Here is a 25,960-nt window from a genome sequence, read left to right as displayed (position 1 = left end):
TAGCATCACCGGCCATGACCGGTACACCACGCCCCCCGACCGCCTCCGGTTGGGGGGCGTTTTTCTTTGTGTTTTCAATGATGAGGCGTTGTCGTCGATGAGCGTATTGCCCGAATCGCTGACCAGCTGGATCGTGATCGCGGTCCTGCTGTTCTGGTTTGTCGGTGCCTACAACCGGCTGGTGCGTTTGCGCGCGGCCGTGCTGCAGGCCTACGGGCTGCTCGATGCGGCCCTGGGCAAGCAGCTCGATTTCGTGCAGGCCAGCATCACCGCCGCGCCACCGGTGGACGCGTCGCCGACGGGTGAGTCGCTGTCGTCCATCGCGCCATTGCAGGCCGCGACCACCCAGCTCGCGACCCTGCTCGGCGCGACCCGGCTGCACCCGCTGGACACCGGCGTCATGGCCGCGCTGGCCACTGCGCTGCAGGTGTGGATCAATGCGTGGCGACGCCAGCACCCGGACGATGTGACGGTGTTCGACGCCGACGGCACTCTGTCGCGGCCGGCGCAACTTCAGCCCGGGACCGAGGCCACGGTGCCCAGCGCCATCGAGCCGATCGCGTGGCCCGAGCCTTCGGCCGCGGCGGAGATCGCGCGCAGCCAGTTCAACCAGGCGGTGGGGCACTACAACGCTGCGATCGCGCAGTTTCCGGCGTTGCTGGTGGCATGGGCCGTGCGTCTGCGTCCAGCCGCTCCGCTGCTCTGAGTTCGGCGCCCGGCGCGGCTCTTTCTTCTTTCCATTGCACGGCGTCCGGCTTTACGGTCGCCCGTTACCATCGCCCCAACTTGTCAGAACTACCTTCCGATCCTTCCTCCAGCAGCAACAACGGTGCGCCGTCGCTGCAGCCTCCGCTCTGGCGCCAACTGCAACTGACCGCGGTGGCGCTGGCGTCGATTCGCGCCGGCACCTCGGGCTCGGTTGCCTTCGAGGCGGTCGAGCCTTCGCTGCGCCCCGGCGTGCAGGCGCTCGGCTTCCAGGTGCTGCGCTGGCTCGGCCGCGCCGAGGCGCTGCGTCGCCACCTGGCCAAGCGCACGCCGCCGCCGCTGCCCGATGCCCTGCTGTGCACCGCGCTGGCGCTGGCGTGGGACAGCGAGCGTGCACCTTACGAGCCCTTCACGCTGGTCGACCAGGCCGTCGAGGCCGCCAAGCGCAACCCGGCCACGCGGGCGCAGGCCAGCTTCATCAATGCCTGTCTGCGGCGCTTCTTGCGCGAACGTGACGAGCTCGTGGCCGCCACCGACACCGAACCCGTCGCGCAATGGAACCACCCGCGCTGGTGGATCGAGCGCCTCAAGCGCGACCATCCGCGCGACTGGCAGCGGGTGCTGGGCGCCGACAACGCGCAGGCGCCGATGACGCTGCGGGTCAACGCTCAGAAATCGACCGTGGCTTCGTATCTGGCGGAGCTGGAGGCCGTTGGCCTCGGTGCGATACGCGTAGGCCCCAGCGGCCTGCAGCTGACGCGCGCACGCCCCGTGCAGCAACTGCCCGGTTTTGCCGACGGCGCCTGCTCGGTGCAGGATGCCGCCGCGCAGATGGCCGCACCGCTGCTGCTCGAAGGCCTCTTGCCGACGAAGCCGGGTGCGGCGGCGCCACTGCGCGTGCTCGATGCCTGCGCCGCCCCCGGCGGCAAGACCGCGCACCTGCTCGAAATGGCGGCCCCCGGCGTTATCGACGTGACAGCCCTGGAAGTCGATGCCGTCCGCAGCCGCCGCATCGACGAAACCCTGGCCCGCATCGGCCTCAACGCCAAGGTGCTCGTCGCCGACGCGGGGCGTCCGGACCAATGGTGGGACGGCACGCCCTTCGACGCCATCCTGCTCGACGCACCATGCACGGCCTCGGGCATCGTGCGACGCCATCCTGATGTGCGCTGGCTGCGCCGCGAAAGCGACACCGCCCAGCTCGCAGCCCAGCAGGCCGCTCTCCTGGCCGCGCTCTGGCCGCTGGTGCGGCCCGGCGGCCGGCTCCTTTACTGCACCTGCTCCGTGTTCCGCGAAGAGGGTTCGCAACAAATTGATGCGTTTCTTGTACACAACACCGACGCACGATTGCTGCCATCGCCAGGCCATTTGCTGCCCCAAAGCGGGTCGAATGCCCGTGGCGTCCCGGACAATCCCTCTGGTGACCACGACGGTTTCTTCTACGCCCTGCTTGAGAAGCGCCCGCACTGAACGGCGCTGGCCGGCCTTGCTGGCTGTCCTGCTCTGGGCCTGGGCAATGTGGATGGTCCTGCTGCTGCCGGCCCCGGCGGCCGCCCAGGGCCGCAACGGCACGTCGATCACCCAGATGCGCCTCGAGCAGTCCGACGACGGCGTCTACTTCAGCGCTGCCGTGCAGTTCGAGCTGCCCTCCTTGGTGGAGGAGGTGCTCGACAAGGGCATCGCCATCTATTTCGTGGCCGAGGCCGAGCTCTACCAGGAGCGCTGGTACTGGACCGATCGCAAGGTCGCCCAGGTCGCGCGCCACATGCGGCTGGCCTACCAGCCACTCACGCGGCGCTGGCGACTCAACGTGTCGGCGGCGCCGATGACCGGCGCGGCCGGCCTGGGCATCTCGCTGAACCAGAACTTCGACACCCTCGGCGATGCGCTTGACGCCATCAAGCGCATAGGCCGCCTGCGGCTGGGCGATGTGGCCGAGATCGGCGACGACCCGCAGCACCAGGTCACTTTCCGCTTCCGGCTCGACACCTCGCAGCTGCCGCGCCCATTCCAGATCGGCGTGGTCGGGCAGGCCGACTGGAACATCGCCGCCGAACGCACGGCAAAGCTCCCTCTGGAGAAGCAGAAGTGAGCACTTCCGGGCGCAGCGGCGCAGCGGCCACGCCGGCCGCGCGCCGCGCGCGGGCCACGCGCTGGGCCATTGGTGTCGGCGCCGCGCTGGTCACGGCCATCGGCCTGGTGCTGATGTTCCTGCTGGCGCAGGCCACCAACAACCGCGCACTGTACGAGCGCTACTACGTGCGCCTGTTCGGCATCAACGTCGTGGTGGCGGTGCTGCTGGTGCTGGTGATCGGCTGGGTTGCCTTCCGCTTGCTGCGGCGGCTGCGGCAGGGCAAGTTCGGCAGCCGATTGCTCATCAAGCTGGCGGCCATCTTCGCGCTGGTGGGCGTGGTGCCCGGGGCGCTGGTCTACGTGGTGTCTTATCAGTTCGTCGCGCGCTCGATCGAGAGCTGGTTCGACGTGAAGGTCGAGGGCGCGCTCGATGCTGGCCTCAACCTGGGGCGCGCCACGCTCGATTCGCTGTCCGATGACCTCGCCGCCAAGACGCGCAGCGCCAGCGCACAGCTGGCGCAAGTGCCTGACACGAGCGCGGGCCTGGTGCTGGAACGCATCCGCGATCAGCTTGAGGCCACCGACGTGATCCTGTGGACCGGCAACGGGCAACTCGTGGCCAGCGCCGGCTCCTCGCGTTTTCAGCTCAACCCCGAGCGGCCAACCGTGCAGCAGTTCCGCCAGGTCCGCCCCGAGCGCGCCGTCGCGCACGTCGAGGGGCTGGACGAAACAGCCGCGCCGGGCGCAACCCCGCCAGTCGCGAGCGTGCGTGCGCTCGCCATGGTGCAGAGGCCGGGCTTCGACTTCGACACCGCGCCGCGCTATCTGCAGGTCACGCGGCCGCTGCCGCCGGCCGTGGTCGCCAACGCGCTCGCCGTGCAGGAGGCCAACCGCGAATACCAGGAGCGGGCGCTCGCGCGCGAGGGCCTGCGTCGCATGTACATCGGCACGCTCACGCTGAGCCTGTTCCTCGCCGTGTTCGGTGCGGTGCTGCTGGCCGTGCTGTTCGGCAACCAGCTCGCGCGGCCGCTGCTCGTGCTGGCAGACGGCGTGCGCCAGGTGGCGGCCGGCGACCTGCGGCCCACCGCCGTGCTGCAGGGCAAGGACGAACTCGGCGGCCTTACGCGCTCGTTCGCCGTCATGACGCAGCAACTGGCCGACGCCCGCGGCGCGGTCGAGAAGACCATGGGCCAGCTCGACGCTGCGCGCGCCAACTTGCAGACCATTCTCGACAACCTGACATCGGGCGTGATCGTGCTCGACGCCAAGGGCACTGTGCTGTCCACCAATCCGGGCGCGACCCGCGTGCTGCGTGCGCCGCTCGCCGCCTACGAAGGCCGGGCACTCATTGATGTGCCGGGCCTGGCCGAGTTCGGTGCCAAGGTGCAGCAGCAGTTCGACGACTTTCTCGTCGAGCGCATGCAGCACGGCCTCGACCACTGGCAGCACGCCTTCGAGCTGCACGCCTCCGGCACCGACCTGCCGCAGCAGGACGGCGCCATCAACATCGTCGCGCGCGGCGCGGAACTGCCCGGCGCCGCGCGGCTGCTGGTGTTCGACGACATCTCCGAAATCGTCTCGGCCCAGCGCGCGCAGGCCTGGGGCGAAGTGGCGCGCCGCCTCGCGCACGAGATCAAGAATCCGCTCACGCCGATCCAGCTCTCGGCCGAGCGGCTCGAGATGAAGCTCTCGGGCAAGGTCCCGCCGCCCGAACAGGCCGTGCTCGTGAAGTCGGTGAAGACCATCGTCGACCAGGTCGATGCGATGAAGCGGCTGGTGAACGAATTCCGCGACTACGCGCGCCTGCCCGCAGCCGACCTCAAGCCGGTGGACCTCAACGCCTTGCTGACCGACGTGCTCCAGCTCTACAACGCCGAGAGCCTGCCGATCACGCTGCGCTCAGAACTCGACGAGCGCTGCCCGCCCATCCGCGGCGACGCGCAGCAGATCCGTCAGGTCATACACAACCTGTTGCAGAACGCGCAGGACGCCGCCGAAGCTGCCGCCAGCGGCACAGGCAGGGCCGGCGAGGTCGTCATCCGCACGCGGCTCGGCGATTCGGGGCAGCGCGTGCGCCTGACGGTGCAGGACAGCGGCCCGGGCTTTGCCGAAAATATTTTGAAGCGCGCCTTCGAACCATACGTAACCACGAAAACAAAAGGTACTGGTTTGGGCCTTGCCGTCGTGAAGAAAATCGCGGACGAACACGGCGCGCGCATCGAGCTTTCCAACCGCGTCGTCGATGGGGCTGTAGCAGGGGCACAAGTCTCGCTATCATTCGCGCTGGCAGGCGAGCCGCGGGCAGCGGTCGCTCACACCGAAGATTCGAAGTCTTCCGCCGCCTGAGCCGCACGAATCTCCGTCGTCGCACAGGCGATGGATGGGCCAGCGGACCCTCAATACATTGCAGACACCAGCGCAAACAACAAGCAGCACTCATGGCAAACATTCTCGTGGTCGATGACGAGCTGGGCATCCGGGACCTGCTCTTCGAAATTCTCAATGACGAAGGCCACAACGTGGAGCTCGCGGAAAACGCCGCCGAAGCCCGCGCTGCGCGCCAGCGCGCACGGCCCGATCTCGTGCTGCTCGACATCTGGATGCCCGACACCGACGGCGTCACGCTGCTCAAGGAGTGGTCCACCGCGGGCCTGCTGAGCATGCCCGTCATCATGATGAGTGGCCACGCCACCATCGACACCGCGGTCGACGCCACGCGCATCGGCGCCTTCGCCTTCCTCGAGAAGCCCATCACCATGCAGAAGCTGCTCAAGGCAGTGGAGCAGGGCCTGGCGCGCGAGAGCGCGCGCCGCGCCGCGGCAGGCGTGGTGCCCGCGCCGGTCACCGGCAACCAGGCGGCCGCCATCACGACGACAGGCGACAGCCTGCTGATGGCCTCGCTGGCGTCCGTGCCCGTGGTCGACGCCGGCCCGCAATCGACACAGAGCTTCGACCTCGACCGCCCGCTGCGCGATGCGCGCGATGGTTTCGAGAAGGCGTACTTCGAGTTTCACTTGGCGATGGAGAACGGTTCGATGACCCGCGTCGCCGAGAAAACCGGCCTCGAACGCACCCACCTGTACCGCAAGCTCAAACAACTTGGCGTCGATCTTTCAAGAGGGCGCAGAAGCGCTGTATAATTTAGGGCTGCACACAAATGCAATGGCCCGGTAGCTCAGTTGGTAGAGCAGCGGATTGAAAATCCGCGTGTCGGTGGTTCGATTCCGCCCCAGGCCACCATATTCCGCAAGGCGCTACAACTTTCGAGGTTGTAGCGCCTTTTTGCTTTTGCGCTAGCAAATCGGCGTCATTGCGGCGTCATTGCGGCGCCTGTTCGCGTAGCAGGGCGCCACGCAAGGAGTTGATCGTGCCGTCCGTGGCTTCGATGCGCCGCCGCAGTTCCTCATTGACGAGGCGGATCAACGCGCCGAGTTCGGAGCGGGTTGGATAGACCTCTTCGCAATCATTCACCTGCTGTGGAACGATAAGCTTCTCGATGCATGCACATGCGCAGTGCACGTCGCGAATGTTTTCGATGTCATCGCCTGCTGCAGCGCGAATGATTCGGGGTTGTGCTGAAGAGAGTGTGACTGTGGCGCCGCAGCGGGTTCTTCGACGGAATGAGGGAGCGTGCGCGTGAACGCGCGAGCGGATCTGGCGTCGTATCACGTGCGCATCGACGATCAGCTGACGACGTTCCGCGAGGTAGTCGCATCACAACTGCGTGCCTGATACGGCGCAACAAGCAGCTCATCACCATACTGGATATGGCTGCTTGCCGGCAGCTATGGATCGATTGAGCGGGCGTTGCTGCCTCGGTCCACGCGGTGGTCATGGTGGCCGCGGCGCTTGCGCTCGGTCCGGGCTTTCTCCAGCGTCTCCTGGCTTTTCTTCGCTGCCGCCTCGCAGCGCTCGTGCAGCGCAATCAACTCCCTGTCCGTGAGCTTCTCGATGCCGATGAAGTCATCCTCCGCGTTGGAGGAGCGGATCAGTTCGTCCAGCTTGGTCTGCAAGGCCACACCATCGCGGTTCTGGGTGTTCTGAATGAGGAAGACCATCAGGAAGGTGACGATGGTGGTGCCCGTGTTGATCACGAGTTGCCATGTCTCCGAAAAGCCGAAGAACGGACCCGAAACCGCCCAGGCCACGACCACGGCCACGCAGATCAGGAAGGCCGCCGGGCTGCCGGCCATGCGGGCGAAGGTGTTGGCGAAGGAGTCGAAGAGTCGTTCCATGGGCTTGCCTGTGTCTTCCGATGCGCTCGGCGATGCCTGCACCGCCGAACGCTCTAACTGCCCGGAAGAACTCCGGGCATTTCGCTGGGAGCGCTCTGCGCGGGCGGCATCATCTCTGCCGGGAATTCGAAGCGTTTCTGGAGTGCATGGAAGTACGCGAGCGCGCCAAGCAGCACGACGATGACCGCCACGACGCCCCATGCCGATACGCGGCGGTTGTCGTCACGCTCGTCGCTTCCCGCCTGCTGCTGCTTCATGCTCGAGGCTCCTTCTGCCGCACCGCGATCTACTTTTTCATTGCCTTGATCTCGGCCTTGCCCTTGTCTTCATCGGCCTTGGCCTGCTTCATGCAGGCGGACTTGGCGTCGCCCTTCTGGTCGTCGCACTTTTCCTTCGCGATGCTGTAGGCAACGTCCACCTTGGCTTGCGCCACCTTGCGGGCGTTGCCGTCACTTGGCTTGAGCTTCTGGTCCAGCTCGGCCTTGGCGATCTTTTCCTTGCCCTTGGCCTCCTCGATGCAGACGTCCTTGGCGTTGTCCTTCATGGCGTCGCAGGCTGCACGGTCGGTCTTGTAGTCGGCTGCAATCTTGTCGCGGCCGGCCTTGAGTTCGGCAATGGCCGGATCAACGGTCGCCGCCGGAGGCGGGTTCATCTGCGCGTGGGCCGAGAGCACCGTGAGGCACGACGCGACGGCGCAGGTCCATATGAGTTTCTGCATGGTCATCTCCTTTGGGCACCGTGTTCGTTGCACACATAGAGGATGTCCGAGAGGATGTCCGGTGCCTGGAGTCCAGACTAGAAACCACGGTCGATGCGTCGATAGGACGCTGCGCGAACTGGCCGTAAGCGCATGCCGACGCCACCGGGACGGGGCACCATATTGGATATCGCCGCTTGCCGACGGCGATGGATCGATTGATCGGCAGCAGGACTTTACTTTCGTGCATCCGCCGTATCGCCCCGCATGCAGGGCGGCATTCAGATCCGGGGGAGCGCTCGCGGCCAGATCAGTTCTTTTCCCTTGTAGCCCAGGAGGGTCAAGATCAGCACGATCACGCCGAGATGGGTGATCGACCGGGTGCTCCTGAGCACATAACCGGTAAGCCCCGTCGTTCCCGGATAGCGTTGGGGAACCGGCCGCGTAGACCGCGTTGCAGGATGAAGCGGATCTTCCTCCGAGATGAAGAGGCTGCCCGGTATGCCGCCGGGCCCGATGAAGACGTTGTTGACAATCACGCTTGTCCCGGACGGCGCGGTCAGGTGTCCGGTGTAGTGGCTGTCCCAGGAGCTCGAGACCAGCGATGTTTCGACGGAGAGCGTCGGTTGTGCGAAGTTGTGTCCCGTCAGCCAGCCGATGAAGTAGCCGAACAGGTCGTACACACCGCGCTGCATGCGGGGGGCAACTCCGTGTGCCAGCGCAACGTCTGTTTGCGCATGCCCCACCCGGAGGTTTGCCACCGAACTCGAGAGCGCTTCGCTCAGTCGGGTCGCGTATTCGGCTTGCTTTGTCTTTGACAATCTGACGACTTGCGACGTTATGACGGTGAGTGCCTTCGCCAAGGCCAGGGACCACTGGAGCCAGATCTTGAAGAGACGCGGTGTGACGATCACATCGACCCAGCTCGTCAGGTAGAGCGCCCCGATTCGATCCAGTAGAACAGCCATGTTGATGGTGCCGTTCATGTAGTCGCAGATCATCAGCTGGATTTCATGGTCCGCGATGTGATGGGCGCGCATCGTTCCCTGCCCGGGAGTCACTACTCCGGTGGATCGGTCGGTGACGTTCTGGTGGGGCGTGCCATGCACATAGCGGCTTTCCGTCGGACCCAACGGGCTCCAGGTGCCCAAAGGCCGGAAGACGGTCTGCATGTAGCTTGTGGATGAGTCCACAAATTTCGCATCGTCCCTGTCAAAGCCAACCCGGCCTCTGACGATGAAGCCCGGAGGCGGGGGCGGACCTGGATTCCATTCGATTGCCATGGCTGGTTTTGCCACCGCTTCGAGCAGCCGAATTGGCTGGTGGCCTCCTTGAGGCGAAATGTATGATTTTGTGACGGGTGATACAAGCAGTCCAAAGTCTACTTTGCGGACTGCTGGCCACCGTGGCTTCTAAGCCCCGTCCAGCACCAGTTGCGTCTGCGTGACGACCGCGCACAGCTTGCCGTCGGCATTGGTCACCGAGGTTTGCCACACATGCGTAGTGCGTCCGCGATGCAGCGCCAGGCAGGTGCCCGTGACGGTAGTGCCCAGGCGCGCGCCCGCGATGAACTTGGTGCTCGAATCGGTGGTCGTCGTGCGCTTGCCTTCTGGCAGGTTGGCGATGGTGCCGACCGCACCCAGAGTGTCGGCGAAGGCCATGTAGGCGCCGCCGTGCAGGATGCCGCCGGCGGTGCACAGGTCTTGCCGCACCTCCATCTGCGCGACCACGCGGTCGGGTGCGAGCTCGGTGAGTCGTACGCCCATCAGGCCGGGGAAGATCGTGTCCAGCAGTTTCTGGAGCGCGGCGATGTCGTGCATGAATGTCTCCTTGGCTTGTCGAGGAGGCTCCATTCTGAATAGATAAGCACCATGGCCGCCGCGCGATGTCCGGTCAGGCCCTTCGCTTGAACATCGCGGACGCTCCGCTGGCCTGCGCCACGTCCTCGGCCGACGACAGCAGCACCGGTCCCAGTTCGAGCATGCGTTCCTCGGTCAGTCGCACCAGTGGCCCTGCGATGGTGATGACGCCGATCACCGCGCCGTTGCCGCTGCGCACCGGCGCGGCCATGGCGGTCATTGCCGGCGCGAACACCTCGCTGATCATCGCGAAGCCGCGCTTGCGTGCCGCACGCAGATATGCCAGCAGTGCTTTCACGGTAGTCGGCGCCTTCGGGCCGTAGTCCTCGGGCTTGCCGAAGCCCTGCTTCGCCACGAGTTGCAGCGCCTGCTCGTCCGTCATTGTCGACAGCCAGGCGTGGCCGGCGGAGCTGCAGGAGAGGTTCACCGAAAGGCCCATGTCCGGGTCGTAGCGCAGGCCGCGCGTTGCACCCTGCGCCTTGGCGACGAAGGTGAGCTCGTCGCCGTCGACCACCGCCAGCCGCACCAGTTCGCCCGATTCGGCGGCGAGCCGGTCGAGCAGCGGCTGCGCCACGTCGACGATACCGCTGTTGCTGAGGAAGCTCAGGCCCAGCGACACCAGCTTGATGGTGAGCATGTAGTCGCCGTGGCTCTGGTCCTGCCGCACATAGCCGCAGCGGATGAGCTCGGTCAGCAGGCGGTGCGTGGCGCTCAGCGGCATTTCCAGCTCGGCCGACAGTGCCGACAGCGCGCGGCCTTCGGGGTGGCCGGCCAAGTGTTCGAGGACCTTGAAGCTGCGTTCGAGTATGGCTGTCATGACGTCACTCTAGCGCTTTTGCCAAGTGTTTTCACTAGTGGAAATATTTTCCAATTCCGCCCTAAGATCGCGCCGCCCTTGCACCTTCACACAGTTGGAGATCACATTTTGAGAACGCTTCATCGCCAGCTGGCAGCGGCCGGCCTGACCCTCGCCCTGGCCATTCCCGCGCTCGCGCAGGGCGTGCAGGACCGTGTGATCCGCTTCGGCCACCTCAACAACGCCGACCACCCCGTGAGCTTTGGCGTGAAGCGTTTTGCCGAACTGCTCGCGGCCAAGAGCGGCGGCAAGATGAAGGTGCAGGAGTTTCCGGCCTCGCAGCTGGGCAACGAGATGCAGCAGCAGTCGGCGCTGCAGGGCGGTGTGCAGCAGATGTCGGCACCGGCCACCACGTCGCTCGCAGGCATCGTCAAGGAGTTCGGCCTTGTCGACTTCCCGTTCGCGGTGGGCAGCTTTGCGCAGGCCGATGCGCTGCTCGACGGCCCGCTGGGCCAGGCGTTGATCGCGAAGCTGCCGGAGAAGGGGCTGGTGGCGCTGGGCTATTGGGACCTGGGCTTTCGCAACGTCACCAACAGCAAGCGGCCCATCACCAAGCCCGAGGACCTCGAAGGCCTGAAGATCCGCGTCATTCCGAACCCCGTGTTCCTCGAAACCTTCAAGGCCTTCAAGGCCAACCCGGTGCCGATGCCTTTCGCCGAGCTGTACGGCGCGCTCGAGTCGAAGGCGGTCGATGGCCAGGAGAACCCGTACGCGGTGATCCTGTCGAACAAGTTCTACGAGGTGCAGAAGTTCGTGAGCGCCACGAACCATGTGTATGCGGCCAACATCGTGCTGGTCAGCAAGAAGTTCTGGGACTCGCTGAGCCCTACCGAGCAGAAGATGATGCGCGAGGCCGCCGACGAAGCGCGCGGCTATCAGCGCCAGGTGAGCCGCGCCGCCGCGCAGCGCGCCGTAGGCGACTTGCAGGCCAAGGGGGCGCAGTTCAACGAGCTCGCGCCCGCCGAGCAGGCCCGCATGCGGCAGATTGCCAAGCCTGTCACCGAGCGTTTCGCCGCGAGCTATGACCCCGCCATCGTCAAGCTCTACACCGACGAACTCGCGCGCATCCGCAAGCAGTAAGACCTCCGACCGAAGGCGCCTCATGAAGATCCTCGTCCTGCACGGCCCCAACCTCAACCTGTTCGGCCGCCGCGAACCCCACATCTACGGCAAGACCACGCTGGCCGAAATCAATGCGCAGCTGCAGCAGCTCGCCACCGAACTCGGCGTGACGCTGGACATCCTCCAGTCGAACCACGAAGGCGACCTGATCGACTTTTTGCACACCCACATCGACGGGGCTCAGGGTGCGCTGGTCAACCCGGCCGGCCTCACGCAGCACGGCGTGCCGCTGCACGACGCGATCAAGGCGATGCCGTTCCCGATCATCGAGGTGCACATGTCCAACATCGCCGCTCGCGAGACATGGCGCGCGCATTCGATCATCTCGCCGGCGGTGAAAGGCACGGTCCAGGGCCTGGGCCCGCAGTCTTACCTGGCTGCGCTGCGCGCGCTGGTCGAGATGCACAGGCAGGCCGCGCCGGCCTGAACGCAGAGCATGGCCATGAACCGATGGATCGACCGGTGCTGCGCCGGCATCGAAGCCCTGATCGCAGCCGCGCTTGCGGTCATGGTCGTGCTGGTCTTCGGCAACGTGGTGCTGCGCTACGGCTTCAATTCGGGCATCACCCTGTCCGAGGAAGTCTCGCGCTGGCTCTTCATCTGGATGACCTTTCTCGGCGCGGTCGTCGCGCTGAAGGAGCACGGCCACCTGGGCGTCGACATGGTGGTGCAGAAGCTGCCGCCCATCGGCAAGAAGATCTGCCTTGCGATAGGGCACGTGGTAATGCTCTACATCGTGTGGCTGCTGTTCCAGGGCAGCACGGCGCAGACGCGCATCAACTGGGACGTGACAGCGCCGGTCACCGGCGCCTCGATGGCGGTGGTGTACATGTCAGGCGTGGTGTTCTCGGTGCTGGCTGCGTTCATCCTCATGCTCGACCTGCTGCGCCTGCTCACCGGGCGCATTGCCGAGAGCGATCTGGTGATGGTGCAGGAGTCTGAAGAAGCGGTGCAGCTGCAGCAGATCCTCGGTTCGCAAGACAGCACCGCTCAAGGCGATGCACAACAGGGAGCACGCAAGTGACCATCGTCGTCTTCGTGGGCTCGCTGCTCCTTGCCATGGCGATGGGCATTCCCATCGCGTTCTCGCTGCTGGCCAGCGGCGTCGCGCTGATGTGGCACCTCGACCTGTTCGACGCGCAGATCCTTGCGCAGAACGTGATCGGCGGCGCCGACAGCTTTCCGCTGCTGGCCGTGCCGTTCTTCATGCTGGCCGGCGAGATCATGAACGTGGGCGGCCTCTCCAAGCGCATCGTCGATTTCGCGCTCGCGCTGGTCGGCCATGTGAAGGGAGGCCTTGGCTACGTGACCATCATGGCGGGCTGCCTGCTCTCCGCGCTCTCGGGGTCGGCCGTGGCCGACGCCGCCGCGCTGACGGCGCTGCTGCTGCCGATGATGGTCAAGGCAGGCCACGACAAGGCGCGCGCGGGCGGGCTCATCGCGGCCACCGGCGTGATCGGCCCGGTGATCCCGCCGAGCATCGGGCTCGTGATCTTCGGCGTTGCGGCCAACGTCTCGATCTCCAAGCTGTTCCTCGCGGCCATCGTGCCGGGCCTGCTGATCGGCGGCGCGCTGTGGATCACCTGGGCCTGGCTGGTGCGGCGCGAGAAGATCGTGCCTCCGCCGCGCAAGTCGGGCGGCGAAGTCTTCACCGCGTTCCGCAAGGCGCTGTGGGCGCTGATGCTGCCGGTGATCATCCTCGTAGGTCTGCGCATGGGCGTGTTCACGCCGACCGAGGCGGCCGTGGTGGCCGCCGTCTATGCGCTTTTCGTGTCGACCGTCGTCTATCGCGAGCTGAGCTGGAAGGACCTCTACGCGGTGTTCGTGGGCGCGGCCAAGACCAGCGCCATCGTGATGTTCCTGATCGCTGCGGCCATGGTGAGCGCGTGGCTCATCACGGTGGCCGACCTGCCTTCGAAGGTGGTGGGGCTGCTGCAGCCCTTCATGGGCAACCAGATCCTGCTGATGATCGCGATCATGGTGCTGGTGATGATCGTGGGTACCGCGATGGACATGACGCCGACGATCCTGATCCTCACACCCGTGCTGATGCCCATCGTGAAGGCCGCGGGCATCGACCCGGTCTACTTCGGCGTGCTCTTCATCATCAACAACTCGATCGGCCTGGTCACGCCGCCGGTGGGCACGGTCCTCAACGTGGTGGCCGGCGTCGGAAAGATCTCGATGGACGACGTCACGCGCGGCGTGGTGCCTTTCATGATCGCCGAGTTCGCCGTCATGTTCCTGATGGTGCTGTTCCCGTGGCTGGTGACGGGGCCGGCCAGGTTGTTCCACGGATAGACATATACATACAAGGAGACGTTGCCATGAAGAAGCCTTCGATGCTGAAACTGCTGGTTGCCGCCGTTGCGTTGTTCGCCATGTGCGGCGCCGGTGCGCAAGTCAAGGAGCGGACGCTCAAGTTCGCGTTTCAGAACCAGACCGGTCACCCGCAGGCGCAGGGCGCGCAGAAGTTCGCCGACCTCGTGGCCGCCAAGTCGGGCGGCAAGATCACCGTCAAGCTGTTCGCGGGCGGCGCGCTCGGCGGCGATCTTCAGACCGTGTCGGCGCTGCAGGGCGGCACGGTCGAACTCACGGTGCTGAACGCGGGCATTCTCTCGGCGCAGGTGAAGGAGTTCGCGGCCTACGACTTTCCGTTCCTGTTCAACAGCGGCAAGGAGGCCGATGCGGTCACCGACGGACCCTTCGGCCAGAAGCTGATGGCCAGGCTGGAAGACAAGGGCCTGCATGGCCTGGGCTACTGGGACCTGGGCTTTCGCAACCTAACCAACAGCAAGCGGCCGATCGTGAAGGCGGACGACATCGCGGGGCTGAAGATCCGCGTGATCCAGTCGCCGATCTACATCGACCTGTTCGGCGCGCTGGGCGCCAATGCCACTCCGCTGCCGTTCCCCGAGCTGTATCCCGCTCTCGACCAGAAGGCGGTCGACGGGCAGGAGAACCCGAACACCACCATCCTGTCGTCCAAGTTCGCCGAGGTGCAGAAGTACATCACCCAGACCCGGCACATCTACAACCCGCAGGCGCTGCTGATCAGCAGGAAGACCTGGGACGGCATGAGCGCGGAAGAGAAGAAGATCATCACCGAGGCGTCGACCGAATCGACCGCGTTCCAGCGCGAGGCCTCGCGCGGCGCCGCCGACAGCGCGCTCGACGCATTGAAGAAGGCGGGCATGACCGTGTCGGAGCTGCCGCCCGAAGAGATGGCGAAACTGCGCACGAAGGTGAAGCCGGTCATCGACAAGTACTCGGCCTCGGTCGGCGAGGCCACCGTGAAAGAGCTGATGGCCGAGATCGACAAGGCGCGCAAATAGGCGGGGTGCTCAGCCGGTCGTTGCACGCCGCAGTGCCGCGCGTGCCAGCAGGCGCGTCGAGTCGAGTGTCGGGAGTGCCGAGTTGCCGTCGTTCAGCACCAGTGGCAGTTCGGTGCAGCCCAGCGCCACTGCATCGCAGCCGCGCGCCTTCAGGCCTTCGATCATCTGTTGCAGCACCGCGGTGGACTCGGGCCGGACCACGCCGCGCACCAGTTCGTCCATGATGATGCGGCCGAGCATTGCACGCTCATCGGCATCAGGCCGCACGGCTTCCAGCCCGGCGGCCGACAGCGCCTGCGGGTAGACCTCGCTGTCGACCAGCCAGCGCGTGCCCAGAACGCCCACGCGGCGAAAGCCCCGCGACACCGCCTCCGCTGCAACCACCTCGGCGATGTGCAGCCAGGGCAGCGGCGACTGCGGCAGCACCCGATGCATCGCCTGGTGGATCGTGTTGTCGGGGCAGATCAGAAAGTCAGCACCAGCCGCCGCGAGCTTGCCCGCCGACGACAGCATCAGTCGCGCGACGCCGTCGACGTCGCCGCGATCGAGGCAGTCCACGTACGCGGCGAGCGAGTGCGTGTGCATCGAAACTTCGGGATGCGCGTGGGCCTGGCCCATGTGCTGGGCGCCTTCGACGCACAGCGTGCGATAGCAGAGCGCAGCGCCTTCGGCCGAGCAGCCGACGATGCCGATGTGCAGTGGCATGGAAGAAATCTCCGAAAGGGAAACAGCAGGGCGAACGATGTTCTCACGGCCTTCGCGACACTGCCATGCCCGCATGGCGGTCGAGCCGCAGCGTCATCAGCGTTGCGATGGCCATCAGCAGGCCGACCACATACCAGGCGTGATGGAAATCCGCGAGCTGCACAGCCGGCGCGCCGCGCAGTGCCTTCGACGCGCCGAGCACCATCGCGCCCAGCGCCACGCCGAGCGCGAGCGAAACCTGCTGCAGCATCGTGCCGAGCGTGCTTGCGCCGGCGCGGGATTCGTCGGGCACGTCGGCAAAGGCGAGCGTGTTGATGGCCGTGAAGTTCATCGAGCGCGCCATGCCTGCCACGAAGAGCAGCACGCACACCCACGGCAGCGGGTCGCCCGGTGACAGCAGCCCGCAGCCGAACAGCGTGGCGGCGCAGATCGCACCGTTCACCGTCAGCACGTTGCGAAAGCCGAAGCGCCGCAGCACCGCCGTGGTGGCGCTCTTCATCACGAGGTTGCCGCCCATGTACACCAGCAGCATCGAGCCCGCCTGGAACGCGTTCATGCCGAAGCCGATCTGGAACATCAGCGGCAGCAAAAAGGGCGAGGCGTTGATCGCGATGCGCGAGACGAAGCCGGCCGTCGCGGTGGCCAGCGCATAAGTCGGCACAGCCAGCGCGCGCAGGTCGAGCAGGGGCGCCGTCGTGCGTCGCGCATGGCGCACCGCGGCGGCTGCGGCCACGGCGCCGGCTGCCAGCAGGCCAAGGGTGGTGGCCGAGCCTGGCTGCGATCCGCCCAGGCGCGTGAGGCCTTCGACCAGCGCGGCCAGCGCAACGGCGGTGAGCACGAAGCCGATTGCATCGAAGCGGGTCGGGGCCACGTCGGTGCGGCGCGGGAACAGTCGCATGATGAGCCACAGGCCCACGAGGCCCAGCGGCACGTTCAGCAGGAAGATCCAGCGCCACGACGCGTGCGTTGCGATGAGCCCGCCCAGCGGCGGGCCGATCACCGGCGCGATGAGCCCCGGCCAGGTGATGGTGCCGATGGCCTCTATCAGCCGGTGCTTCGGCGTTTCGCGCAGCACCACGAGCCGGCCCACCGGCGACATGAAGGCCGCCGCCGCGCCCTGCAGCACACGCGCCGCAACGAACACCTCGAAGGTGGGCGCCAGCCCGCAGGCGAGCGAAGCCACGGTGAAGGTGCCGACCGCGAGCGCAAACACCCGCCGCGCGCCGAAGCGCCCGGCGCACCAGCCCGCCGCCGGCACCAGCGCCGCCATCGCGATCAGGTAGACCGTGACGCCCAGGCTCGCGTCCAGCGCGCCCATGCCGAAGCCGGCTCCGATGGCCGGCAGGGCGGTGACGATGATGGTGGCGTCCAGCGTCTCCATGAAGAAGGCGGCCGCCACCGTGAGCGCGATGCGCTTGGAGGCGCTGTCCGTGGCTGCTGCCGGCTGGGCGTTGTCGTTCATGCGGCAAGTCTGACATCGTTGAATGAGGGCTAGGGTTTTCCCCGAGGCGTTGATCCGGCGGATCGGACGGGCGTTGCCCGCGCCATCCGGATCGTCGGCGGGTCGCGGTTCGCACGCTCACCAAAAGGTCCATCAAATCAAGGACTTAGCGCGCGGTGCGACCGGTGCCGTGCGTGGCATGTCGATTGCTGAACCACGGGGCCGGCCGCGCGCCCCGCTGCGGAGCCTGGCCACGAAATTGGAGACAACCCGATGAGCCACCCCGTGGAACACACCACCGCACCCAAGCCCTTCTACAAATCCCTGTATTTCCAGGTCATCACGGCCATCGTGCTCGGGGTGCTGCTGGGGCATTTCTACCCCGACACCGGCGCTTCGATGAAGCCGCTGGGCGACGGCTTCATCAAGCTGATCAAGATGATCATCGCGCCGATCATCTTCTGCACGGTGGTGGTGGGCATCGCCGGCATGGAAGACATGAAGAAGGTCGGCAAGACCGGCGGCCTGGCGCTGCTGTACTTCGAGATCGTGAGCAGCATCGCGCTGGTGGTGGGCCTGGTCATCATCAACATCGTGAAGCCCGGCGCGGGCATGAACGTCGACGTGAGCCAGCTCGACACCAAGAGCATTGCGGCCTACACCGGCCCGGGCAAGATGCAGAGCACCACCGACTTCCTGCTCAACATCATTCCGAACACGGTGGTCGATGCGTTCGCCAAGGGCGAGATCCTGCAGGTGCTGCTGATCGCGGTGATGTTCGGCTTCGCGCTGCACAAGTTCGGCGGCCGCGGCACGCTGGTGTTCGACGTGATCGAGAAGGGCTCGCACGTGCTCTTCGTGATCGTCGGCTACATCATGAAGGTCGCGCCTATCGGCGCCTTCGGCGCCATGGCCTTCACCATCGGCAAGTACGGTGTGAGCTCGCTGCTGCAGCTGGGCCAGCTGATGGCCACCTTCTATGCCACCTGCCTGTTCTTCATCTTCGTGGTGCTGGGGCTCATTGCAAGGTTCCACGGCTTCAGCATCTGGAAGTTCATCAAGTACATCAAGGAAGAACTGCTGATCGTGCTGGGCACCTCGTCGAGCGAGTCGGTGCTGCCGCGCATGATGGCCAAGCTGGAGAACCTGGGCGCGAAGAAGTCGGTGGTCGGGCTGGTGGTGCCCACGGGCTACTCGTTCAACCTCGACGGCACCTCGATCTACCTGACGATGGCGGCGGTGTTCATCGCCCAGGCGACCAACACCGACATGACGCTGACGCAGCAACTCACGCTGCTGGCCGTGCTGCTGCTCACTTCGAAGGGCGCTGCGGGCGTCACGGGCAGCGGCTTCATCGTGCTGGCGGCCACGCTGTCGGCCGTGGGCCACGTGCCGGTGGCGGGGCTCGCGCTCATCCTGGGCATCGACCGCTTCATGTCGGAAGCTCGCGCGCTCACCAACCTGATCGGCAACGGCGTGGCCACCATCGTGGTCGCCAAGTGGACCGGCGACCTCGACACCGTGCGCATGCACCAGCACCTGGACCAGGAAAGCACGGTGGAAGCCGACGAGCCCGAGCGCGTGCTCGACGCAACCGAAGCGCACATGCCTGCCAGCCCGGCACGGCAGGCCTGACCCTTTCCTTACCGGCCCCGCGAAAGCGGGGCGGCGCGGGGCCATCGGGCTGCCACCGATGCGGACGGCCCGGCCTTGTGCAATAACGCTCCCATGATTTCAAGGGAGCCGGCCCGGCGTTTCGATGGACCTTCCGACAATGCCAGGGGATGGCGCGGCCTGCCGCGCTGGTGCGGCGCACTGGCCCTGGTGGCCGTGGCCGCCTTCGCCGGCCACCAGATCGCCATGCAGGCCGGCCTGGCGCGCCTGCGCGAGGCGGCTGAACACCGGCTCGACATGCTCGCGACCGGGCTCGACGCCGACCTGGCCCGCTTCGACTACCTCCCGGCGCTGCTGGAGATGACGCCCGTCGTGCCGGCGCTGCTCGGCACGCCGACCGACACTCGCCTGCGCGACGTGGTCAACCGCTACCTCGACGGCGTCAACGCCACCGCCGGTGCCGAGATGCTCTATGTGCTCGACGCCGCCGGCACTTCGCTGGCGGCATCGGACTGGGACAAGCCCGGCACCACCGTCGGCCAGGACCTGTCGTTCCGGCCCTACGTGATCGACGCGCTGGGGCAGGGCAGGGGCCGCTTCTACGGCGTGGGCATCACCAGCAAGCGGCCGGGCTACTACCTTTCGTATGCGCTGCGCCGCGGCCAGTCCGCGCGCGGCGTGGTGGCCGTGAAGATCAACCTCGAAGAGACCGAGCGCGCCTGGCGCAAGCTGCCCGGCGACGTGGCGCTGATCGACCAGCGCGGCGTGGTCATTCTTTCCACGCGCGACAACCTGAAGTTCCGCCCGCTTCTGCCGCTCGATGCGCTGCAGCGCGCCGAGGTGCTGCGCTCGCGCCCCTACGGCGAGGCCACCCTGCAGCCGCTGCAGTGGACGCAGAAAGAAGCGCTCGATCGCGATGTGCAGGTGATCTCGCTCGACGGCGTGGACCAGCTCGCTTCGGCCCGCACCCTGCGCGGCGCGCCCTGGCAGCTGGTGGTGCTCGACGACCTGGCGCCGCTGCGCGTGGCGGCGCGCAATGCAGCCATTACCGCCAGCCTCGCGATGGCGGTGCTGCTGCTGGTGGCCGTCGCGCTGTGGCAGCGCCGCCGCGCGGTGCGCCAGAAGCTGGCCAACCAGGCCGCGCTGCAGGCGGCGCACGACACGCTCGAATCGACCGTGGTGGCGCGCACTGCGCAGCTGCGCGCCGCACAGGGCGAGTTGGTGCACGCGGGCAAGATGGCCGCGCTGGGCCAGATGTCTGCCGGCGTGGTGCACGAACTCAACCAGCCGCTCACGGCCATGCGCACGCTGTCGGAGAGCGCCACCATCCTGCTCGACAAGAGCCGCCTGGACGACGTGCGCGGCAACCTCGAGCGCATCCGCGGCATGGTCGACCGGCTCGCGCGGCTGACCTCGCAGCTGCGAACCTTTGCCTACAAGGGCGAGCTGCCGCTGGCGCCGGTGCAGCTGTCGCATGCCATCGCCGACGCGCAGGTGATCGTCGCCGAGGCCTCGAAGAAGCAGCGCGTGACCATCGAGGTCGACGTGCAACCCCCGGCGCTGAGCGTCATGGCCGAAGACGCCGCGCTGGGCAGCGTGCTCGCCAACCTGATGCGCAACGCCATCGACGCCATGCAGGACGCGCCGGTCCGCACGCTGCGCCTGGAGGCGCGGCCGAAGGAGGGGCGCGTGCTCCTGTCGGTGACAGACACCGGCCCGGGCATTCGCCCCGACATCCTGCCGCGCCTGTTCGAACCCTTCGTCACCGGCAAGGCCGCGGGCTCGGGGCTGGGCCTGGGGCTTGTGATCTCGGCACAATTGGTGCGGTCCATGGACGGCTCGCTGCGCGCGGCCAACCTGGACGGCGGCGGGGCATGCTTCGTCATCGACCTGCCCGCTGCCATTGCCGTGATCCACAACCCGCCTGTTCCCTCCCATTCCCCCCTTTCCATTGCACAACAGGAGTGACCCCCAAGTGAGCGAAGCCCCTGCCATCCGGGTGCTGCTGGTCGAGGACGACGAAGACGTCCGCATCAGCACCACCCAGGTGCTGACCCTGGCCGGTTTCGAGGTCGAATCTTTCGCCAGCGCCGAGCGCGCGCGGCCGCACATCGGCTTCGGCGTGCCGGCCGTTGTCATCAGCGACGTGCGCCTGCCGGGCCTGAGCGGCACCGAGTGGCTGCCCGAGCTGCGCAACGTCGATGCCGAACTGCCCGTGATCCTGGTCACCGGCCACGGCCACATCGCGATGGCCGTGCAGGCCATGCGCGAGGGCGCCTACGACTTCATCGAAAAGCCTTTCAGCTCCGAGCGGCTGGTGGCCATCGTGCGCCACGCCATCGAGCGCCGCCAGCTCAGCCTGCAGGTGCGCGCGCTGCGCGACGCGCTGGAGAACTGGCAGGGCATCCAGTCGGTGCTGATCGGCCGTTCGGCGCAGATGCAGCAGGTGCGCCAGACCGTGAAGACGCTGGCCGAGACATCGGCCGACGTGCTGGTCTACGGCGAGACCGGCACCGGCAAGGAGCTTGTCGCGCGCTGCCTGCACGACCACAGCGCGCGCCGCCGGCAGCATTTCGTGCCGCTCAACTGCGGCGGCCTGCCCGAGTCGTTGGCCGAGAGCGAGCTGTTCGGCCACGAGGCCGGCGCATTCACCGGCGCCAGCCGCATGCGCGTGGGCAAGTTCGAATACGCCAGCGGCGGCACGCTGTTCCTCGACGAGATCGAGAGCATGCCGATGGCGGTGCAGATCAAGCTGCTGCGCGCGCTGCAGGAGCGCAGCATCGAGCGCATCGGCTCCAACAAGACCATTCCATTCGACTGCCGCGTGGTGGCCGCGAGCAAGGACGACCTGAAGGCCATGAGCGACCAGCAGAAGTTCAGGGCCGACCTGTACTACCGCCTGGGCGTGGCCTTCATCGAGCTGCCGCCGCTGCGCGAGCGGCGCGAAGATATTCCGCTGCTGTTCGAGCACTTCACCCTGCAGGCCGCAAGCCGCTACGAGCGTCCCGCGCCGCTCTTGAGCAACGCGCAGCTGGCCGACCTGATGGCCTACGCCTGGCCCGGCAACGTGCGCGAACTGCGCAACGTGGCCGACCGCTTTGTGCTGGGCCTGCTCGGCGAGCGCCTCACGCAGACGCGCGGCGGCAACAGCGCCGAAGGCGTGCCCGCCCTGCCGCGCGGGTTGCCCCAGCAGGTGGAATCGTTCGAACGCGCGGTGATCGTCGAGGAGCTGCGCCGCCAGCACGGCGACCAGCCGGCCACGGCTGCCGCACTGGGCATTGCGCGCCAGACGCTGCACGACAAGGTGCGCAAGCTGGGCGTGACGGTGGACGAGTTCAAGTAGCAGCTCGCACCCGGCCCGCGCCTCAGGCCTGGAACTGGTAGCCGGTGCCCCTGACCGCGTGCAGCGGCAGCGACATGCCCGCCGCAAGCGCCTTGCGCCGCAGGCGGCTGACCACGGCATCCACGCGCTGAAGATCGAAATTCTCGAGATCACCGCCAAGCGCGGTCGCGAGCTGCGAGCGGTCGACGGGCTTGTTGCGCTGCTTGAAGAGGCAGGCCACGATGGCCCGCTCCGACATGGTGAGGCGAAGCCCTCGCCCGTCGGGGTCGCAGAGGATCCAGTCGCCTTCCTTGAGCGTCCAGCGTCCCGTGCCGCGCGGGGCAGCCGGTGGTTGCGCCCGTTCGGCGCTGCTCTTCGATGCCTTGATGCGCCGGTAGACGCCTTCGAGCGTGGCCGCAAGCTCCTCGGCATGCACCGGTTTCACGAAATAGGCGTCGGCGCCGCCGCGCAAGCCGCGAACGCGGTCGTTGAGCTCGCCGCGCGCGGTAGCGAACACGATGCCGACGTTGCTGGCGGAACGCAGGTGCTGGGCAATCGAAAATCCGTTCTCGTCCGGCAGTTCGATGTCGATGACGACGATGTCGCAGCGGCTGACGGCATAGGCCCGGTAGAACTCGGAGGCCGTCGAGAATCCGGAGGCTGCGAAGCCCAGCTGGTTGAGGCTGTAGACAAGCGCTTCCTGAAGGTCTTCTTCGTCTTCGATCAGATAGACGACTATTTTTTTATCGGTGTCGGGTCTTGTAGTCATGGTGCGCCTCTCTTCGGTTTTTCAGAATCGAGAGTGCTGGGCGTCGAAGGTAAGCCGGATATATCAATAGCATGAAAGCAAAACCCTGCCTTGTTCTTTTTCTCGCGGTATTGCTTTGGCTGTTTGCTCAGGGCGCGGAAGCTCTTGTTCTGCAGGAAAGCAAAGGCAAGGAAGGGCCGATTTCATTGGCTGGCGAGGTGGAAATATTCCGGGATGCACCCGGAAATATCACCATCGAAGACATCTTATCGGCAGGTAGTGGCATAAAGTTTATACCCAGGGATGTCCGCTATCTCCAGAAGCACTCGGACGACGTTTTCTGGATCCGCTTCTCGTTGCAGCAAGAGCCTGGTGCAGCGTCCGACTGGGTCGTGCAGATATTTCCGACCTGGGTCGACGATGTGAGGGTGTACAGCCAGGACCCTGCTGGAAAAATATCCCTCCATCAATTGGGAGACAGGCATCCATTTGCCAGTCGGGCCATACAGACCAGCGTGCTGGCTTTTCCGGTGGCCCTGGATTCTTCGCCCAGAACCTATTACCTGCGAATAAAAACGCATGGGCCGACCGTTTTCGATCTGAATGCCTGGCAGAAATCGACCCTCGAAAGATCGGAAATCAACCGGACGATATTCTTTTCCGCGTTCGCGGGAGCGATCTGCGTCATGGTGCTCATGAACCTGATTTTCTGGGTGTGGCTGCGAAGCAGCATCTATCCGATCTATGCGCTGTTCCTGGTGGCCATGCTGGTCGCAATTGTTGCCATGCAGGGGTATTCGAGCTCGTTGTTCTTCCCAGATGACCCGCTGCGCGCCGACCGCTTTGTCGATGTGACGTCGTGCGCACTGATGTCGATTGCGGCCGTGTTCGCATGCCGGTTCTTCAACTATGGCCAGTACTCGGTCTGGGCGGCGCGGTTCATGTACCTGGCAGCGGCCGCCTTCGCCGCGATGATTCCATTTTCCCTCTGGTGGGGCATCGGCAACATCATCCAGCCGGCGGTGTATCTCGAGATAGTCGTCGCGCTTTTCAACCTTGCATTCGTCGTGTGGATCGTTGTCGGCCGAGGCGCCCGCCAGTACCTCCTTGCGGCGGTGGTCTTCGGCGTGGTGGATCTGTCGTGGATTTTCTTCTCGCTGGTGCTCCTGGGCTATGTGCAGGTGGACCAATCGTTCATTCTCGAAACCCTGATCCCGTTCTCGCAGCTGGCGAACCTGGCGTTGCTCAACTTCGCGGTGGCCAGCCGTTCCAGGCAGGCGGAACTGAAGCTGAGAGCCCAGCGCAAGCGCGCCTTCGACTCGATGAAGGTCGCCAAGCAGGCGCTTGAGGAGAGAGTCCGGCAGCGCGAGTTCGTGGCCATCGTCTCGCACGAGTTCCGCACGCCGCTGGCCATTGTCGACGCGGTGGCGCACGCGCTGGAGCTGTCTCCGTCCGGGCAGGACGACCGGGTGAAGCGCAGCGTCGGGAAGATCCGCAAGGCGATCCGCCGGCTCGCCGCGCTGATCGAGAACATCCTGCTGGACGACGCGCTGGAAGTCGGCTCGAGGCCCGTCGCCCGGAGCTTCGATCTTTGGGACGTGATCGGGAACATCCGCAGCATCGGGCTGCCTGAGGACAACGCCCGATTGACTATCAGCGTGGCGCGGGGCCAGGCGATGTGTCGGGGCGATCAGACAAGAATCGAAATGGCAATTCGGAATCTGGTCCAGAACGCCCTGAAATATTCGCCGGCGGATTCGGCAGTCGATGTTCGATGCGACACCAGCGCGGACTCTTTCAGCGTGACCGTTTCGAACAAGGGAGCGCCGATTCCGGAGTTCGAGAGAAGCGGCCTGTTCGAACGCTACTTCAGGGGCGCCACGTCTGCCAACGTGCCCGGCTCGGGGCTCGGCCTCCACATTTCACGCACCATCGCCCAGCAGCACGGCGGCGACGTCACGCTGGTTGCCAGCGACGGCGAAGGCACGGTGTTCTGCCTGACATTGCCGCTGGACCTCGGGCATCAAGACCAGGAAGCGCCCCATGCGGCAAGTTTCGAGGCGCCGGCACTGAAAGTGTGAAGTTTTCGACGCGAAAAGAAAACGGTTTCATTGTCTCGGATGGGGCATTTATTGCCAATCTCCGTCATTAACAAGTGGCAAATGAGGCCGCGTATGTGCATCTTTTCTGGGTGCCGAGCTGAAAGCGCGATTTCCTGCATGGTATGAGTCGAAAGTTCGCATTTCTTAAGCTTCCGAGCTTGCTAACGACGGTCATTAACTGTCTTTAATTGTCATTGTCTAATGTGATTGTGAGCCGATACATTCCGCTGCCCAAAAGGGCATAGCGGAGTGCGGCGAGACGCCTCTCCGCGACATCCATTGATTGTTGTAACGGAGAGGTCGGAATGATTTCGTCAGAGTCCCGCGCCCACGGCTTGCGTCTGCAAGCATCTGAATGGAGCGCGGTCGGTGCCATCACCATAGCGCCGGTTTTCTTGTTCGTGGGAGCGCTCGATGGCGCAAACCGCGGTTGATTTGCTCGCGCAGCAGCGTCAATCGACCGGGCTTCCCCCCGTCGCATTCGATTTGCTGAGCGACTTCGCGAATGCGCTGCACGCGGGCCGGCGCTTTGGCGTGCTGCTCCTGACCCTGCCTTCAGGTGCCGACGTCCATTGGCTGCAGGCGATCCGTGGGCTGACCGACGCGCCTGTGCTGTTTGCGGCCAATGCCGACGGCATGGATACATTGCGGCGCATCGGCAACGAATTTCCCGGTGAAAAGAATTTCGATTTTGTTCTTCCCCCATTCAATCTGGAGGAAATCAAATCGAAGGCGCAGCGTTTGCTGAGCCAGGCGAGCCTTGCCGCGCCGAGCTCGGTGAGTAATGAATTGCTGGTTTATAGAGGCTATCGCTTTCAGATCGGCGAGCGCAGGGTTTTCCATGAAGGACGGGAGATGCGCCTGCAGCCTCGCGAATACGACCTTGCCCTCGAGTTGTTTCGCAACAGGGATCGCCTGTTGAACAGAGACGAGCTGTACAGCCTCTTGTGGCGGGACATGGTCAATTTACGTTCTCGCGCACTGGATGTGTGCATTTTCAAGATCCGCAGGAAATTGAAAATAGAGCCGGTAAATGGACTGATGCTCAGATCCGTATTCGGGCACGGATACAAATTGCACACGGTGACATCGACGATGGAATGAATGTCGAATTACCTGGAAGCTCAGATTGTTGTTGATTAAAAG

25 protein-coding genes and 1 tRNA gene are annotated in these 25,960 nt (G+C 65.5%); 16 read left to right on the top strand and 10 right to left on the bottom strand.

Going from position 1 to position 25,960, the window contains the following annotated elements; translation table 11 throughout:
* Nucleotides 1-97 precede the first annotated feature (97 nt).
* The 6 genes from AC07O3_RS20440 (at nt 98) to AC07O3_RS20415 (ending at nt 6,018) form a co-directional block, all read left to right on the top strand.
* On the top strand, nt 98-706 hold the full coding sequence (locus AC07O3_RS20440) for a LemA family protein (RefSeq protein WP_093180099.1): 609 nt from the start codon (nt 98-100) through the stop codon (nt 704-706).
* A gap of 80 nt (nt 707-786) precedes the next feature.
* The gene (rsmB, locus tag AC07O3_RS20435) at nt 787-2,175 is read left to right on the top strand and encodes a 16S rRNA (cytosine(967)-C(5))-methyltransferase RsmB (RefSeq protein WP_436318311.1); all 1,389 of its coding nucleotides are present in this window, start codon (nt 787-789) and stop codon (nt 2,173-2,175) included.
* Nucleotides 2,176-2,221: 46 nt separating this feature from the next.
* The gene (locus AC07O3_RS20430; protein ID WP_371127394.1) at nt 2,222-2,797 is read left to right on the top strand and encodes a DUF4390 domain-containing protein; all 576 of its coding nucleotides are present in this window, start codon (nt 2,222-2,224) and stop codon (nt 2,795-2,797) included.
* A complete protein-coding gene (locus AC07O3_RS20425; protein WP_495340198.1) occupies nt 2,794-5,124 on the top strand; it encodes a sensor histidine kinase in 2,331 nt (776 codons plus the stop codon). Before AC07O3_RS20430 ends, AC07O3_RS20425 begins: the two co-directional genes overlap by 4 nt.
* A 92-nt stretch (nt 5,125-5,216) precedes the next feature.
* Nucleotides 5,217-5,918: a response regulator gene (locus tag AC07O3_RS20420; protein ID WP_093057187.1), complete on the top strand. Its 702-nt coding sequence runs from the start codon at nt 5,217-5,219 to the stop codon at nt 5,916-5,918.
* A 24-nt stretch (nt 5,919-5,942) separates the two neighbouring features.
* Nucleotides 5,943-6,018 (top strand) — tRNA-Phe (locus tag AC07O3_RS20415).
* Nucleotides 6,019-6,096: 78 nt separating this feature from the next.
* Here the strand turns inward: AC07O3_RS20415 and AC07O3_RS20410 are convergent.
* From AC07O3_RS20410 to AC07O3_RS20380, 7 genes are all read right to left on the bottom strand, one after another.
* Nucleotides 6,097-6,447, bottom strand: a complete 351-nt coding sequence (locus AC07O3_RS20410) for a hypothetical protein (protein WP_495340197.1) — start codon at nt 6,445-6,447, stop codon at nt 6,097-6,099.
* Between the two features lie 116 nt (nt 6,448-6,563).
* Nucleotides 6,564-7,013, bottom strand: coding sequence for a low affinity iron permease family protein (locus AC07O3_RS20405; RefSeq protein ID WP_495340196.1), 450 nt, complete (start codon nt 7,011-7,013; stop codon nt 6,564-6,566).
* 53 nt (nt 7,014-7,066) lie between these two features.
* The gene (locus AC07O3_RS20400) at nt 7,067-7,270 is read right to left on the bottom strand and encodes a hypothetical protein (protein ID WP_495340195.1); all 204 of its coding nucleotides are present in this window, start codon (nt 7,268-7,270) and stop codon (nt 7,067-7,069) included.
* Between the two features lie 29 nt (nt 7,271-7,299).
* Nucleotides 7,300-7,731 (bottom strand): hypothetical protein, encoded by a 432-nt coding sequence (locus AC07O3_RS20395; RefSeq protein ID WP_495340194.1) that lies wholly within the window; start codon nt 7,729-7,731, stop codon nt 7,300-7,302.
* 260 nt (nt 7,732-7,991) lie between these two features.
* Entirely contained in the window at nt 7,992-8,882 is an 891-nt protein-coding gene (locus AC07O3_RS20390; RefSeq protein WP_097200281.1) for a hypothetical protein, read from the bottom strand.
* A 240-nt stretch (nt 8,883-9,122) separates the two neighbouring features.
* On the bottom strand, nt 9,123-9,530 hold the full coding sequence (locus AC07O3_RS20385; RefSeq protein WP_495340193.1) for a PaaI family thioesterase: 408 nt from the start codon (nt 9,528-9,530) through the stop codon (nt 9,123-9,125).
* Nucleotides 9,531-9,603: 73 nt separating this feature from the next.
* Nucleotides 9,604-10,386, bottom strand: coding sequence for an IclR family transcriptional regulator (locus tag AC07O3_RS20380; RefSeq protein ID WP_093079318.1), 783 nt, complete (start codon nt 10,384-10,386; stop codon nt 9,604-9,606).
* Between the two features lie 108 nt (nt 10,387-10,494).
* Here AC07O3_RS20380 and AC07O3_RS20375 point away from each other — a divergent pair, with 108 nt between their 5' ends.
* From AC07O3_RS20375 to AC07O3_RS20355, 5 genes are read left to right on the top strand one after another with little or no spacing between them, the layout of a single operon-like run.
* On the top strand, nt 10,495-11,505 hold the full coding sequence (locus AC07O3_RS20375) for a TRAP transporter substrate-binding protein (protein WP_093178228.1): 1,011 nt from the start codon (nt 10,495-10,497) through the stop codon (nt 11,503-11,505).
* Nucleotides 11,506-11,527: 22 nt separating this feature from the next.
* Nucleotides 11,528-11,974 carry a type II 3-dehydroquinate dehydratase gene (locus tag AC07O3_RS20370; RefSeq protein WP_354336986.1) on the top strand — a complete coding sequence of 149 codons (447 nt, stop codon included), beginning with the start codon at nt 11,528-11,530 and terminating at the stop codon, nt 11,972-11,974.
* A 15-nt stretch (nt 11,975-11,989) separates the two neighbouring features.
* Nucleotides 11,990-12,571: a TRAP transporter small permease gene (locus tag AC07O3_RS20365; protein WP_093079440.1), complete on the top strand. Its 582-nt coding sequence runs from the start codon at nt 11,990-11,992 to the stop codon at nt 12,569-12,571.
* A complete protein-coding gene (locus AC07O3_RS20360; protein WP_093178232.1) occupies nt 12,568-13,848 on the top strand; it encodes a TRAP transporter large permease in 1,281 nt (426 codons plus the stop codon). The genes AC07O3_RS20365 and AC07O3_RS20360 overlap by 4 nt, the downstream gene beginning before the upstream one ends.
* A gap of 26 nt (nt 13,849-13,874) precedes the next feature.
* Nucleotides 13,875-14,882, top strand: coding sequence for a TRAP transporter substrate-binding protein (locus AC07O3_RS20355; protein WP_495340192.1), 1,008 nt, complete (start codon nt 13,875-13,877; stop codon nt 14,880-14,882).
* A gap of 9 nt (nt 14,883-14,891) precedes the next feature.
* Here the strand turns inward: AC07O3_RS20355 and AC07O3_RS20350 are convergent, their stop codons facing one another.
* Both AC07O3_RS20350 and AC07O3_RS20345 read right to left on the bottom strand, forming a co-directional pair.
* Nucleotides 14,892-15,587 (bottom strand): aspartate/glutamate racemase family protein, encoded by a 696-nt coding sequence (locus AC07O3_RS20350; RefSeq protein WP_495340191.1) that lies wholly within the window; start codon nt 15,585-15,587, stop codon nt 14,892-14,894.
* Between the two features lie 43 nt (nt 15,588-15,630).
* Nucleotides 15,631-17,049, bottom strand: a complete 1,419-nt coding sequence (locus AC07O3_RS20345) for an MFS transporter (protein ID WP_495340190.1) — start codon at nt 17,047-17,049, stop codon at nt 15,631-15,633.
* A gap of 252 nt (nt 17,050-17,301) precedes the next feature.
* Here AC07O3_RS20345 and AC07O3_RS20340 point away from each other — a divergent pair, with 252 nt between their 5' ends.
* From AC07O3_RS20340 to AC07O3_RS20330, 3 genes are all read left to right on the top strand, one after another.
* Nucleotides 17,302-18,663: a dicarboxylate/amino acid:cation symporter gene (locus tag AC07O3_RS20340; protein WP_093079297.1), complete on the top strand. Its 1,362-nt coding sequence runs from the start codon at nt 17,302-17,304 to the stop codon at nt 18,661-18,663.
* Between the two features lie 93 nt (nt 18,664-18,756).
* Nucleotides 18,757-20,610 (top strand): sensor histidine kinase, encoded by a 1,854-nt coding sequence (locus tag AC07O3_RS20335; RefSeq protein ID WP_093057211.1) that lies wholly within the window; start codon nt 18,757-18,759, stop codon nt 20,608-20,610.
* Nucleotides 20,611-20,617: 7 nt separating this feature from the next.
* Entirely contained in the window at nt 20,618-21,985 is a 1,368-nt protein-coding gene (locus AC07O3_RS20330; RefSeq protein ID WP_093079292.1) for a sigma-54-dependent transcriptional regulator, read from the top strand.
* A 22-nt stretch (nt 21,986-22,007) separates the two neighbouring features.
* Here AC07O3_RS20330 and AC07O3_RS20325 read toward each other — a convergent pair whose 3' ends face one another.
* Nucleotides 22,008-22,733 carry a response regulator transcription factor gene (locus AC07O3_RS20325; RefSeq protein ID WP_426391351.1) on the bottom strand — a complete coding sequence of 242 codons (726 nt, stop codon included), beginning with the start codon at nt 22,731-22,733 and terminating at the stop codon, nt 22,008-22,010.
* Nucleotides 22,734-22,804: 71 nt separating this feature from the next.
* Between AC07O3_RS20325 and AC07O3_RS20320 the strand changes: the two genes are divergently transcribed.
* Together AC07O3_RS20320 and AC07O3_RS20315 are read left to right on the top strand one after the other, a co-directional pair.
* Complete coding sequence (locus tag AC07O3_RS20320) at nt 22,805-24,793, top strand: sensor histidine kinase (RefSeq protein ID WP_495340189.1); 1,989 nt, start codon at nt 22,805-22,807, stop codon at nt 24,791-24,793.
* A gap of 435 nt (nt 24,794-25,228) precedes the next feature.
* Nucleotides 25,229-25,918 carry a winged helix-turn-helix domain-containing protein gene (locus tag AC07O3_RS20315; RefSeq protein ID WP_495340188.1) on the top strand — a complete coding sequence of 230 codons (690 nt, stop codon included), beginning with the start codon at nt 25,229-25,231 and terminating at the stop codon, nt 25,916-25,918.
* Nucleotides 25,919-25,960: the final 42 nt, after the last annotated feature.

This window comes from Variovorax sp. GW821-FHT09D05 (assembly GCF_059416325.1).
The sequence above is the reverse complement of the archived record's forward strand: the minus strand, read 5'-3'. Positions and strand labels throughout refer to the sequence as shown.